Source organism: Streptomyces sp. SID13726, assembly GCF_010548375.1.
GTDB lineage: Bacteria > Actinomycetota > Actinomycetes > Streptomycetales > Streptomycetaceae > Streptomyces.
In genome coordinates, this window is record NZ_JAAGLY010000020.1 from 81,227 (window position 1) to 93,724 (window position 12,498).

At 63.1% G+C, this 12,498-nt stretch carries 14 protein-coding genes and 1 pseudogene; 8 read left to right on the top strand and 7 right to left on the bottom strand.

The window, feature by feature from the left end; translation table 11 throughout:
* Nucleotides 1–203: 203 nt before the first annotated feature.
* The 4 genes and pseudogenes from G3I78_RS36380 to G3I78_RS36395 form a co-directional block, all read left to right on the top strand.
* Complete coding sequence (locus G3I78_RS36380; RefSeq protein WP_164432740.1) at nt 204–1,151, top strand: SPFH domain-containing protein; 948 nt, start codon at nt 204–206, stop codon at nt 1,149–1,151.
* Nucleotides 1,148–1,420, top strand: a complete 273-nt coding sequence (locus tag G3I78_RS36385) for a hypothetical protein (RefSeq protein ID WP_164432742.1) — start codon at nt 1,148–1,150, stop codon at nt 1,418–1,420. The genes G3I78_RS36380 and G3I78_RS36385 overlap by 4 nt, the downstream gene beginning before the upstream one ends.
* Before the next feature lie 117 nt (nt 1,421–1,537).
* Nucleotides 1,538–2,062 (top strand): PadR family transcriptional regulator, encoded by a 525-nt coding sequence (locus G3I78_RS36390; protein ID WP_164432744.1) that lies wholly within the window; start codon nt 1,538–1,540, stop codon nt 2,060–2,062.
* Nucleotides 2,059–2,193 (top strand): annotated as a pseudogene (locus G3I78_RS36395) (ABC transporter ATP-binding protein); the annotation flags it as partial. The gene G3I78_RS36390 and the pseudogene G3I78_RS36395, both read left to right, overlap by 4 nt.
* 275 nt (nt 2,194–2,468) lie before the next feature.
* Here G3I78_RS36395 and G3I78_RS36400 read toward each other — a convergent pair.
* Nucleotides 2,469–2,882 carry an ATP-binding protein gene (locus G3I78_RS36400; protein ID WP_164432746.1) on the bottom strand — a complete coding sequence of 138 codons (414 nt, stop codon included), beginning with the start codon at nt 2,880–2,882 and terminating at the stop codon, nt 2,469–2,471.
* Between the two features lie 239 nt (nt 2,883–3,121).
* Here G3I78_RS36400 and G3I78_RS36405 point away from each other — a divergent pair, with 239 nt between their 5' ends.
* Nucleotides 3,122–4,102, top strand: coding sequence for an AraC family transcriptional regulator (locus G3I78_RS36405; protein WP_164432748.1), 981 nt, complete (start codon nt 3,122–3,124; stop codon nt 4,100–4,102).
* A 460-nt stretch (nt 4,103–4,562) separates the two neighbouring features.
* On the opposite strand, the gene G3I78_RS36410 is transcribed toward G3I78_RS36405, so the two are convergent.
* Together G3I78_RS36410 and G3I78_RS36415 are read right to left on the bottom strand one after the other, a co-directional pair.
* Nucleotides 4,563–4,793, bottom strand: coding sequence for a DUF397 domain-containing protein (locus tag G3I78_RS36410; RefSeq protein ID WP_164432750.1), 231 nt, complete (start codon nt 4,791–4,793; stop codon nt 4,563–4,565).
* 3 nt (nt 4,794–4,796) lie between these two features.
* Entirely contained in the window at nt 4,797–5,684 is an 888-nt protein-coding gene (locus G3I78_RS36415) for a helix-turn-helix transcriptional regulator (RefSeq protein ID WP_164432752.1), read from the bottom strand.
* A gap of 204 nt (nt 5,685–5,888) precedes the next feature.
* Here G3I78_RS36415 and G3I78_RS36420 point away from each other — a divergent pair, with 204 nt between their 5' ends.
* The 3 genes from G3I78_RS36420 to G3I78_RS36430 all read left to right on the top strand — a co-directional run bounded on the left by G3I78_RS36420 (nt 5,889) and on the right by G3I78_RS36430 (nt 7,523).
* Nucleotides 5,889–6,302, top strand: a complete 414-nt coding sequence (locus tag G3I78_RS36420; RefSeq protein WP_164432754.1) for an ATP-binding protein — start codon at nt 5,889–5,891, stop codon at nt 6,300–6,302.
* 601 nt (nt 6,303–6,903) lie between these two features.
* Nucleotides 6,904–7,113: a hypothetical protein gene (locus tag G3I78_RS36425; RefSeq protein WP_164432756.1), complete on the top strand. Its 210-nt coding sequence runs from the start codon at nt 6,904–6,906 to the stop codon at nt 7,111–7,113.
* A 254-nt stretch (nt 7,114–7,367) separates the two neighbouring features.
* Nucleotides 7,368–7,523 carry a hypothetical protein gene (locus G3I78_RS36430; protein ID WP_164432758.1) on the top strand — a complete coding sequence of 52 codons (156 nt, stop codon included), beginning with the start codon at nt 7,368–7,370 and terminating at the stop codon, nt 7,521–7,523.
* A 65-nt stretch (nt 7,524–7,588) separates the two neighbouring features.
* On the opposite strand, the gene G3I78_RS36435 is transcribed toward G3I78_RS36430, so the two are convergent.
* The 4 genes from G3I78_RS36435 to G3I78_RS36450 form a co-directional block, all read right to left on the bottom strand.
* Nucleotides 7,589–7,786, bottom strand: coding sequence for a hypothetical protein (locus G3I78_RS36435; protein ID WP_164432760.1), 198 nt, complete (start codon nt 7,784–7,786; stop codon nt 7,589–7,591).
* The gene (locus G3I78_RS53315) at nt 7,783–8,733 is read right to left on the bottom strand and encodes a GH25 family lysozyme (RefSeq protein ID WP_164432762.1); all 951 of its coding nucleotides are present in this window, start codon (nt 8,731–8,733) and stop codon (nt 7,783–7,785) included. The genes G3I78_RS36435 and G3I78_RS53315 overlap by 4 nt, the downstream gene beginning before the upstream one ends.
* A 214-nt stretch (nt 8,734–8,947) precedes the next feature.
* Complete coding sequence (locus tag G3I78_RS36445; protein WP_164432764.1) at nt 8,948–9,343, bottom strand: hypothetical protein; 396 nt, start codon at nt 9,341–9,343, stop codon at nt 8,948–8,950.
* An 11-nt stretch (nt 9,344–9,354) separates the two neighbouring features.
* Nucleotides 9,355–12,474 carry a hypothetical protein gene (locus tag G3I78_RS36450; protein ID WP_164432766.1) on the bottom strand — a complete coding sequence of 1,040 codons (3,120 nt, stop codon included), beginning with the start codon at nt 12,472–12,474 and terminating at the stop codon, nt 9,355–9,357.
* Between the last annotated feature and the right edge of the window lie 24 nt (nt 12,475–12,498).

Consider the following 12,498-nt stretch of genomic DNA (forward strand, 5'->3'; position numbering starts at 1 on the left):
CAGGTTCGTGGCTCAGGTCAGCTCAGAAAGCTAACACCGCTCTATATGACAAAGGACCTTCGATCCGGTCTTCGGGGGGCGTGAGAATCAGCACCCGCCTCCTCGGAACCAGACCGCCGGGAGGGCGTGAAGGTTGCCGGAGCAGGGTAAAGTGATATCAGTTAGTAAGCGCATCGATAGATGTCGACAGATGGGGGACCGCCATGTCCATGGACGACTCGACTCCTGAGGCGCCCGAAGCGCCCGAGGTGCCCGAAATGCCCGCCCCGCGCGTACGGGAGACCCCCGCGCACAGCATCGGCGGCGGGCTCGCGCTGCTGCTCGGGCTGCTCGGCCTGGGCGGCGGGGCCGCCCTGCTCGCCGTCGCGGCGGCCTCGACCTCGACCGGCGTCAAGGGCGCGCTGATCCCGGCCGGGATCCTGGTGCTTCTCGCCTCGTTCATCTCACTGCGCGGCCTCAACACCGTCGCACCGGGCGAGGCCCGGGTCGTCCAGCTCTTCGGGCGCTACCGGGGCACGATCCGCCAGGACGGCCTGCGCTGGGTGAACCCCTTCACCTCGCGCACGAAGATCTCCACCCGGGTCCGCAACCACGAGACCGCGGTCCTCAAGGTCAACGACGCCTACGGCAACCCGATCGAGCTGGCCGCGGTCGTGGTGTGGAAGGTCCAGGACACCGCGCAGGCGACCTTCGAGGTCGACAACTTCGTGAAGTTCGTCGCCACCCAGACCGAGACGGCCGTACGGCACATCGCCATCGAGTACCCCTACGACGCCCACGACGAGGACGGGCTCTCGCTGCGCGGCAACGCCGACGAGATCACCCAGAAGCTCGCGACCGAACTGCACGCGCGCGTGGAGTCGGCCGGCGTCCAGATCATCGAGTCCCGCTTCACGCACCTCGCCTACGCGCCCGAGATCGCCTCGGCGATGCTCCAGCGGCAGCAGGCGGGGGCGGTCGTCGCGGCCCGGCGGCAGATCGTGGAGGGCGCGGTCGGCATGGTCGAGGAGGCGCTGGCCCGGATCTCCGAGCGGGACATCGTCGAGCTGGACGAGGAGCGCAAGGCGGCGATGGTGTCCAACCTGATGGTGGTGCTGTGCGGTGACCGCGCCCCGCAGCCGGTCCTCAACACCGGGACGCTCTACCAGTGACGGCACCTTCCGAGAGGGACTCCCCCGGGCGGCGGCCCCAGCAGCGCAAGCAGGTGCTGCTGAGGCTGGACCCGCAGGTGTACGAGGCGCTGGCGCGGTGGGCCGGGGAGGAACTGCGCTCCGCCAACGCCCAGATCGAGTTCCTGCTGCGCAGGGCCCTCAAGGAAGCGGGACGGCTGCCCGGCGACACCGGGCCGCTGCCCCGCCGGGGACGGCCTCCAAAGGACGCCGGGAACCCCGAGGACGCCAGGAGCCCCGGCGACGCCTAGAGCGCACGTAGCAGAACCGTGACAATCAGCCCCCACCTGCGGCTGCTCACCCCCTGACACCCACCTACACACTCCGCGTATACATGGTGGGTATACACCGCATGTACAGTCCTCCCCATGTCCATCGGTCACACTCTTCTGGGACTCCTGGAGTCCGGACCCCGCCACGGTTACGACCTCAAGCGGGCCTTCGACGAGAAGTTCGGTCACGACCGGCCGCTGCACTACGGCCAGGTCTACTCGACGATGTCCCGCCTGCTGAAGAACGGGCTCGTCGAGGTCGACGGCATCGAGCCCGGCGGCGGCCCCGAGCGCAAGCGGTACGCCATCACGGACGCCGGCATCACCGACGTACAGAAGTGGCTCGCGACGCCGGAGAAGCCGGAGCCGTATCTCCAGTCCACGCTGTACACGAAGGTCGTCCTCGCGCTGCTCACGCACCGGGACGCCGGCGACATCCTCGACACCCAGCGTGCCGAGCACCTGCGGATGATGCGCATCCTCACCGACCGGAAGCGGAAGGGGGACCTCGCCGACCAGTTGATCTGCGACCACGCCCTGTTCCATCTGGAAGCCGACCTGCGCTGGCTGGAGCTGACCGCCGCGCGTCTCGAGAAGCTCGCGGAGGTGGTGGTCAAGTGACCCCGGCCGGTTCCCTGCTCGTCGCCGACGCACTGCGCAAGGCGTACGGTCCGACCGTCGCGCTCGACGGCGCCGACTTCTCCATCCACCCCGGCGAGGTCGTCGCCGTCATGGGCCCCTCCGGGTCCGGCAACCCCATCCATGACCTGTGTGCCCAATTCTTCCACACGTTGGCAACCGCGTGTAGTCACACGCTACAGCTCGTGCGTCTCAGGGCTTCCGCCCAGGTCGAGCCAGCACCGACAGGCGCTCACGCTGAGACTCACTGAGGGGTGGCCACGTGTCGACCTGAGCGCGAACGACTGCCGCTAGGTCCATGGTCCGCTCCGCGGAGGCGCACTCTTCAACTGCACTGCCTTGCTCGGGGGGTTGGTCACCGCCCGTAGCCTCATGCTCGATGCCGCCGTTAGTGAGCATCTGCGCCACACTCGATGAGCGCGGACATCGTCTTGCCGTCCGGCCCTGCATCGCAGTGCAGTTCACTGCAAAGGCACTTGACGATGAACAACCCTCGCCCGTGTGTGGCGGATGGTCCTGCGTCCTCCCATTCCGGGAGGTGCGCCGAGTCATCATCGGATACCTCAATACTCAAACCATGGTCGGTGGATATCAACTCCACTGTCACTGTTGACGTTTCGGCGTGAACAACCGCGTTGGTCACTAGCTCACTGACCACGAGTGCCGCCGTGTCTTGCTGATCCTTGCCGAGTGCGCGCGTAAGGGCGCGCGCTTGCGGCACGGCATCCGGGATGGCTGCGAACGTTTCCGTGACTGCCATAAGTCCGCCGCTGGGCGGACAGGTGAGCGGAGGTGCGGTCATCGCCCTCAACTCCCTCCAATGTCGCGTGCGGTCGATGCATGCGACGGTAAGAACCAAGTAAGGCCAAAGTGAACATTGCAGAGTGCATCACCACACATGCGTTGAAGTTACCTGCGCGTACGTTGACATTGCGCACATTGCGCGGTCGAGCGACTACGCAAGGTCGCACTTGACAGGTGCTTTACCTGGGCGCTCACTGGTAACACCTGCAAGTTTGCACGTCCGTGGAGGTGACGGGGATGGACAGCCGCCACGCCTACCAGGCATCCAACCTGCACGCCGATGAGGCAACAGAGAAAGGGCGACGCGAATACTGGGCGCACTACGCGGAAACTCACGTACTCCGGGCCCATCACACGTACGTCGACCCGCAGCCGTGCAGGGTTCGCGCAGTGCGCCAACAGTCGGACCGCTACAGCCTGCACGCCTTCCATATAGAGGGAGAGAAGGAGATACGGCGTACGGCCCTTGATTGCAAGCGGCATCCCGATGACGACTACCGCTTGATTGTGGTCACCAAAGGTGAACCCCTCCTAGTCCGGCAAGGCGAGGCAGAGGCAGTGATCAGCCCAGGCATGGCGGCTATGGCCACACCGGCAGAGCCGTTCGAGATTCGCCACGGCGCACACTCCGCCTTTGTGCTGCAACTGCCCAACAGGGAGATCAATGAGCGCATCAACAGCAAATCGCCGCTAGCGCTCGGGTTCGACACCAGTAAGGGCCTGGGCAGACTCACCGTGGATATGCTCCGGGGCTTGTGCGAGCAACGAGACAACCTCACGGAGCTAGAGTTCAACGCGGTATGCGACAGGCTAGCCGACCTCTTGTGCATGCTCATGGTCGGAGACGACAGCCCCGACCCCGGGCACCTCCGCGAGATCGACAGCGCGATACGCAGATACGTGCATGAGCACGCAGGCGACAGGACACTTTCTCTCCCCGCGGTAGCGGCGGCGCTGGGCTGGTCGCCCAGGCGGCTGCAAGAGGTCATGGCCCAAGCGGGTACTACATACCGGGATTTGGTCCGGGAAGAGCGCCTAACGGCGGCTAGGCGAATGCTTAGGGATTCAGCCGGCCGACCAATCGGCGAGGTTGCCGCACGGTGCGGTTTCGCCTCCGCCAACGTGTTGAGCATGCTCTTTAGGGAGCGGTACGGAGAATCACCGCGCGACTACCGGCACCGCGTAGGCGTAGGCGTGGCGGTTGGCGTGCGCTCATGACATCCGTACCGCTCCCGAGGGAGTTGACCGCTACCTGTGCCCACTCGCTCACCGCAAGCGCCATGTCCTAGCGATCCACCCGTGACAGTCTGGAAAAGGGCACACAGCTACTTCACGTCGTCGTAGGCGTTGAAGCGCTGCCTGGGGGTCCCTTAACGGCTCTTCCAACGGGGCCAAGCTATTCGGGAGTTACGAGCGGAGTGCGATGCTCCGCCCGTGGTCCTCAACCTTGAATCGGACAGATCGGACTGTCAAGCGGTGACCCCGAGTGAAATGAGTGCCCATGATCGATGGCGGGGCAACTCCGCCTAGAGACTGCACAGTTGAACGGAAAAAATCTTGAGGGTGTAGGGGACAACGCCCCTTTGCCTATTTCCGCGGGTGCTAAAAGAGATGCGCCCCCCGCCCAGGTGACTGGACAGGGGGCGCCTCGCCCTCATGGGTGCGCTACGACGTACGGCTACGCCTCGCGCGTGTAGGAGTCGAACTCACCCGCGCGCGCTCCGTCGACCCATGCAGCAATCTCGGAGGCCGTGAAGATGAGTGCGGGACCCGTTGGCGCCTTTGAGTGACGCACGGCCACCCTGTCGCCCACCTGGGCGAATTCGACGCAATCGCCATTTGCCCCAGACTTACGCGCCTTCTGCCACTGCGCGCCCAGGGTCGATGCGTCCTCGACGATGTGTTGCATTACCTATCCCTTGCTGTAGGTGTCTCGGTAATTCTTGATCAGCTCGAACGATTCCGCCCCCGTGAGCGAATCCGTCATGAGCCGCTTGTAGAACCGCGAGTAAGCCTGTACCTCGCTCGGCTCTTCGAGGAACCTATTAGCCGTCAACCCTTCCAAATACGTGATGTCAGGTTCCCAGCGTTCCGGGAATGACAGGATTACGAACGGCCCGAATAGGACTGCATGGCTTGCAGCCTCTTCCGGTAGGACCTGAATGTTTATTGCGTGCGGGTACGTCTCACACATTTCCAAAAGGTGTCCAAGTTGCTCCGCCATGATTTCCCGTGAACCGATGACATGGCGGAACACTGATTCAGAGATCACACCCCAGAAAACCAATGGATTGGGGCGCTTGAAAATCTCTTGGCGCTTGGCCCTGATAGCTAGCCGTTCCTCGCGTTCCTCCTCCGCGATATCCGGCATGTGTTGGTCGATTACCGCACCCGCATAGCGGGACGTTTGCAACAGGCCAGGGATCACGATTGCTTGCGCCGCATAAGCATCCGACGCGTCATCTTCGTATCCAATGAGGTCTGCATACGCGGTCGAGACAATGTCTCGAACTTTGGTTTCCCAACCTCGTTCATTTCCGCGTTTCTTGAGGTGCGAGATGTACGCCCGTAGGCCACGGTCCGTGACCTTGTAGTAGGCGAGCAACGCGGTTAGGTCGTCTTCACTGATACCGATGCGCGCAGATTCAATGCGGTTGACCTTGGACTCAGACCAACTCAGGGCGCGAGCAACGTCCCGCTTGGTCTGCCCCGTCCCGTCGCGCAGGCTCGCAAGGACATGGCCCAAGCGCACCTGCCTCGCCGTTGGCTCCGCATGGCGTCCGTACGTTCGAGCAGTCATGGCAACCTCACCTCCCCTCTCTGACCTGGGCTTTAGCCCCAACACCCGTAGCCGGCCAAGCTAGCTGACGCGCCCTCAATTGGGCGAATCTCATTGACAGACTTGCACGCGCATGGCCTGAGCGTGCAGGCTTGCATCCAGCACGCCACCGGGTAACCGGCTGCGTGCCGTCCGTAGCACCACCAACCCCCTGGGGGGTGAGCTATGCCCGTACAGAACCAGCGACGCCAGTATCCCACCCAACCGGCGTCGGTTGCTCTAGCCCGCACACAGGTGCGTGAGTTCTTAGAGGGGTGGGAGATCAAAGAGAAAGACAGCGAGGAAGCCCAAAACGCAATCCTTGTTGTCAGCGAATTGACCACTAACGCGGTACTGCACGGCAATGCCGGAGGGCAGTTCTCGGTATTGGTCGCCCTCGACGGAGACGCACTCACAATCTCCGTGCGCGACTCCGGTCAAGCGGCGCCGCTCAAAAGGGCGCCCCAGGAAGGCGAGACGAACGGACGGGGCTTGTTCCTCGTTGACATGATCGCACGCGACTGGGGTTGGCGCACGGAAGTCGTCGGCAAGACGGTATGGGCGGAACTCCCCATCAAGGTTCCGTCATGTGCCGCATGACACGTGACAATCGGTATCCCGTCTCGCGACACGTCCTCCGTGCGCGCGACGGGCTAGAGGCTCCCCACACTCCCCGTCCCGTGGGTCGAGTCTCCGCAGGGCGCCCAGACGTGGGCTCGTCTGGGCGCCCCGTGTAGTCGCGCGCTGGCAGGCGCGCGAATGTCCGCAACCAGTGCAAGGGAGATTGCAGACAGTGAAAGAGCTTATCGGGTTCGCGTGCGTCGCTGTGAGCGTCGCAGGTGCCCTGTTGCTCATCCGGCCACCGCGGAGGCGTCCGGGCAAGCATAGGCGCCCCATCGAGCCGCAGGCCATGACGCAGGCGCCCAGGGAACCGGACCCCTACGTGTGGCGCAAACCGACCCCACATGACGCCCGTTGGCGTCGCTGGTCACGTCGGGCGCAGGCAGCCATCTGGACAGGTGAGGGCGACGTGCCGCCCCCTCTGCCGACAGAGGATGTCTGGGCTTCCGTGACCGTTGAACCCCGAACATGGGCGCCCCCCAGTGGCGTTGAGCGTGCTGCGCGTCGCCTCGCCCCTTTCGAGGACTCTGCCGCCTTAGTCCGGCGGTACGTCGACCACTAGACCTCAGAGAGGTAACTGATGAGCGAGGCAACCGAGTTGGAGACGACTCCACTCCTTCTCAAGTTCGGCGCATGGATGGAGCACTGCGTTCCGCACGAGGGGAAGAACTGCGCTGAGTGCCTTGCGGGTAAGTCGCCTCGCCAAGGGTGCGACGTAGGCGTTGCCCTTTACGAGGAGTACCGCGCCGAGAAACAGCGCGCGTTCGAGGCCAGCAAGGAAGACAAGTAGAACACCCGAGGCTGCCGCCATCCGGAGTGCCGCCCGAAATCGGGGAGACCCGAAAGTAGGGCGGAGGCGCGCACCCCTTGCGCTGGGCAGGAAGTACCCAAGGGGAACCCACAGACGCCCACCGCGGGAAATCTTCGATGGTTCCCACCCGCGGTGAGGCGCCCCGTACAGAAATCGGGGCAACGCAAAGAGGCCCCCTCGCCCGATCAAGGGCGGGGGGGCCGGTTTATGCAACGGTCCAATGAGAGGCAGCGATGACGAACACCCCCGCGGAAGACGATGACGAACTCTTTGCTGACATCGTCCTTACCGGCAGCGCGATTAACGCGGCCCGTGAGTCCGGTGATCCGGATGACCAGGAAGTTGCGGATATCGCAGCCGCAGCCCTGAGCAACAAGCACAAGGGCTAGCCGGTAACGCAGAAAGCGCCCCCCTCGCCTGAGCATGGCGAGGGGGGCGCTTTGCTGTGTCTGGACTACTTCACCGCGCTGGGCGACTCCTTGTCGCCAACCGGCTGCACGATCATGCCGTACACGGCCCGCAGTCCGCCCGCTACGGCTGCGCCAAGCGCAGCCCGGGACAGGTCGTTGCCGGAGGCCGCCCAGGCTGCCAGGAAGCCGCCCAGGGCCGTGGCCCCGACCTGTTCCGCGAGGCGTACGAGATATCTGCTCATGTCCTTACCTCCCCTGCGTGCAGGGTTACTTGCGTGTTGTTGATGGCTGCCTGTAGGGCGCCCAGGGCGCCGGACACGTCGAGCTGCGCGAGCGTGGACGTGAGGGCGTCGAGCTTGGCCAGTGCAGCCGACAGGGCCGCGCCGTTGGCTTCTGCCTGGGCGCGCACTGCCGCTAGTTCTCCCTCAAGGGCCCGGACACGGTTGCCTGTGTCCTTGAGCCACGATTGGGGTTGCCACGTGGGGTTCGTGGCCCTGTCCGGCGCCGTGTCGGGCGCGGTGATTTGATCCGTCTTCCAGACGGCATCGAACGTCTGTTGAGCGGTGAGAGTCACCGTCTGACCTCCGCTGTTCGCGCCTTCCGCGCTCGCCGGCCGCAGCCCGTTTGCCCATTTCGCGAGCGCCTCGCGGGTGGGGAAGTTGGCAACGTTGCGGTCAATCCCGCCACTGATCGAATACTGGTGATACAGCCACGCGTGTTTGACCCGCGGATTTCCTTCCGGGGCGCTTGGGTCAGCAATCCACAGGCCATCACCCGCGTAACTCGTAACGTCGTGGTCGAGCCAGAACGACCGATTGCAGTAGAGGATGACTCTGTGTTCCGGGGCGAGCCGCTTGCACTCACGGATGAACCTGTCTTTTTCCGCGCTGCTGGGATACGTGCCGTCATTCGGCGCTGTCTCCCAATCGCACGCGAGGATTTCACCCGCACGCGCCCCTGCCTTGCTCACAAAATAGGCAGCCTGGGCCTCCGGGTTTCCCTTCCGTAGGAAGTGATAGAAGCCTGTGACTAGCCCAGCGTCCCGCGCTCGCTTGGTCTGTTCAGGCATCTTCGGGTTGACATAGGCCGTGCCCTCCGTGGCCTTGACGAACACAAAGTCAAGCCCTTTGAGGTCGTACGTAGTTGATTGATAGGACGCCACATCAACGCCCTTGATTTGATCTGCCATCGAGTCACCCGCCCCTGATGAGGGAGAAAACAGCCGTGGCCGATGAGGCGAGGCTCAGCAATGCCGCTGTCGGCAACGCGTAGCGCCATCTTTCGAGGGCGCGGATACGCCCCTCATGGTCCTGTTGCTGAGTCAGAGCAATGTCTAGCTTGGTCTCGATGCGGACCAGCAAAAGTGCCGTTTCTGTGGAATCCTGCATGCGCCGGCCTCCGGTTTAGTCCACGATGAATTCAAGGTGCATGCGAAGGTTGGTTCCGCTGACGATGTTGCCGCCCGCGGAACGGAGCGTGCATATGCCGTCCGTGCCGCACACGAACCCGCCCGACACGGAGCCGTTATCCCAACTGCCGTTGATTGTCTGACTGGTTGGACGCCACCCGCTTGGGAGCGTGCAGCACGCCGTATCCGTGATGTTGCCGCTCGATGCGGTTATGTCGGCACCCGACCTGTTCATGAACATGTCGACGATGACGACATTGCCCGCGCGATAACCGCTAAAGGTGCTAACGGTGAATCCGGTTGAGGCGGTCAACCCGCTTGTTGTCGTGGTGGGGGTGTCATCGGCCAAGCGTGCCGCCGTTACCAACATCCCTGATTTCCACGTGGTCATCAGTCACCCCCTTAGAGGTACGGCACGTAATAGGGAGTCCAGAGACTCACCGCCGAATCCGCGCTTTGTGCCTTTGTGACGCCGTTGACGGAGCGAGTTACCGTCATCGCCTGGGGGAGGATGTTCCTGAAATCGTCGTAGCGAATAACAGGATTTGTGTTCGTGTTGGCGCTCGCCGAAATCGACCGGAGACCTTGAAAGCTCGACGCCGTGAGTGCGCTGTCGAATGTCTCTCGGTCCCAGGCCAATGGCTCATCTGCGGAGGCTAGCCACAACTTTGCCTTGAGGAATATTCCTATCCCTTGGAAACGCATTCGGTAGAAGGTGCCTGCCACGTGCGTAAGGGCCGGAATAGAAAGCGCCTCTAGCTCTGTCTCTACACCCGCCAATCTCTTGCGGATGCTGAGTGTTATTCCCTGGTCTTGATTGAAGGCCGCCCTAGCCGTATAGAGGTTGTCAGAGTCGACGTGTCGTCCCGTAATGCCTCCGGACAGGAATCCGCCTGTGGCTAGAGCGCTAGTGGCTATAGACACGTAGATGTCAAAGTCAGTGAAAGTCGTACTCAGGAACGTTCGACGCGACGTGTTCACAGTGGCCAAGGTGTGGGTTCCGATTCCGGAGCCAACGGCGTAATCGGCGGTAGTTCCTCCGCCTGTTCCGTATGTGCCTCCGACGTCCGCTGTCCCCCACCCGTTGGAAACGGTCCGGCCGAATGTGTCTGCCCCGTTTCCGCGGCATGCACTAACCGTCATGCGCTCGCCGGCCACGCGAATGTCAAAGGGAAAGTCGGATGCGCTGTCGCTGGAGTCGACCCATTCCGGACCGGTTTCCGTGGTGACGTAGATGGTTGTTGCGCTCGACGTTGCAGGGTCGGACAGGTGCGAGCCTGCCGTGTCCGCTCTCGCCGTTCCTACCTGCGCAATTGATGACCACGGGGCCCCTGGGGTGCAGTTGAAAGTGACGTCCCAGGCGTATTGCTGGATCACCTCCGAGTAGCCCTGTATCAACAGGTCGATGGCGTCGGGCGGCAGCCATGAGGGCGGGTTGGACACCGTGGCCCTGTCGCCCACGTCCGCCGCCGTGACGTCGTCGATGAGCGAGGGTCCGGCTGCAAGGTCGACGTGCAGTGTCGGGTACCGCGCCTCATCCCAGGTGCCCAGGTGCAGCAACCATTCCGCAGCCTGGGCGGGTTGCGTGTCGTCGTACAGGTTGAGATCTCGGGAGTCCTGATAGCGGCCAACTCCGTTAGGGGGCGCCTGAGTTGACAACGCACCGGAGGTGAGTTCAGACACGGCGGAGGCGCCATCCCTGCGACTGACCGTGATGTCGTTCTTGATGAGCTGGTCATCGTCGACCGGTTGGAAGGGTGGGGCGACGTGACCCGCGGTCGTGTAGTTGAGGGCGAGGCGGACCCGTTGGTTGTAGAGAGAGGATGCGTCCCGGTACATGAGTCCGGCTGCCTGCCGTTGCTCGTACAGGATTCCGCCGTCTGCCTCCGCGGAGTCCCTGAGTATGTCGAGCAAGGCCGCAGGCTTCTGAGGCCCTAGCTGAGCCTGTATGCCCGGATCACCGCAGACGGACATGGGTATGGCTTCCTCGCCTGCAAGGCGGGCGAGGCGAGCGCCTGCGCGCTCCCCGTTCTGCCCTGTGTCGACGTTGCTATAGGCGCTCGACTGCGAGGGGTAGAACACTCCGATATGACCTATGGCCATGCTGCCAAGCTCAGATGAGTAACCATCGGGGGGGGACATGAGGCTTTGAACTCGGCCAACCGACCCCGAATAGCTACCGCTCGCGCTACCTCCGGCACCACCTACATTGATCCAAGTGGTTTGATAACTGACTGTTCCGGCACTCTCGCTAATGATGTGCCGCCACCTATTCCAACGGCCATCGGATATGTCAGATCCAACAACGCGCGCGTCACTGACAACCAAGTTGTTGTCATCGTCGTAGCCCAGGACCCGAGCCAAGGTGCTACCGCTGACTTGCAGATACCAATTCTTCACGGTGCCCGTAGATTGGATTTTGAGAATCGTGCGGTAATTGGAGGTGATTGCATCGAGGTTGAAAACAAACTCGACTTGCCACGATGTGGGGTCGGCAGGGTCCTGCGGCGGAATAGATGCGCTGATCTGTGCTCCCGCACTGATGGTTGGCAGCGCGCTCGACCCTGCCAACGTGTCGTTCGCGGCGAACGCAAGCCCAGACGTCGTCATGTCGTCGACTCCGTCAACGGCGGAGTAAGCGACGGTTGAGGTAGCCCCGTCTTCCATGGGCCAGTACGCGACCGGACCCAGGGAGGGGATACGGCGGGTAAGCGTCGACTTGATGGGCGAGTTGCCCTGAGACAGGCGCCGCAGGATGCCGGACGCCGTGACCTGCGTATAGACGTCCTTGCCTGAGACGTCCCATTCAGCCGGCCACTCACTCACCTCGCCCACGAACCGCACTTTCCGAGTCGTGAGTGAGGTGTTACCTGCGAGGGTCCAAGTACGTCCGGCAGAGTCGGCGAACGTCGTTGCGCCTGCCGTCTGGGCGCTGAAATCCGGGTTGGCCACGATGGTTCCGGCGATGCCGTTCCGCACCTGGGCGGCATGGATGAGCCCCGCCGCTCGACCGAACCCGAACGATGACGCGTCGCCAACACGGAGCGCAGCCGTTGTGTTGGCGATTGAGGTTGTACCGGCCTGCGTCACAGGGTCGCCAAGCTGCACCCAAGTGCCGCTCAGCGTGTCCGCCGTGTAGAACGTCACCGTATTGCCGGACGCCCCGTTGTCGACATCGAGCGTGAACCGCACTGCCATGCGTGTATCCGGCCCCGCAGGCAGGGGAACGGTAGAAGACGCACTCAGCACGTTGGTACCGTCCGCGGACCACTCGACGTAAAGGGCGTAGTCCCGGACGGCAAACATCCATGACTTGTTTGGCGAGCCAGCATGCTTGGCGATTAGCTCGACGGTATCGAATCCGGTTGTGTCCGATTGCGTGTCGAGCCAGTTGTTCAACGTCGCATCAATGCGAACGTCGATATCCCCCGTGACGTCGAGAGCGGCAGCGTCCGGAGTTGAGGCGTAGTCGCCCGTATCGCCCGGACAAGAGAGCGCCACACTTCCCGCCATCACAGACACCCGCAGGGGCGTATTACGGCCCAA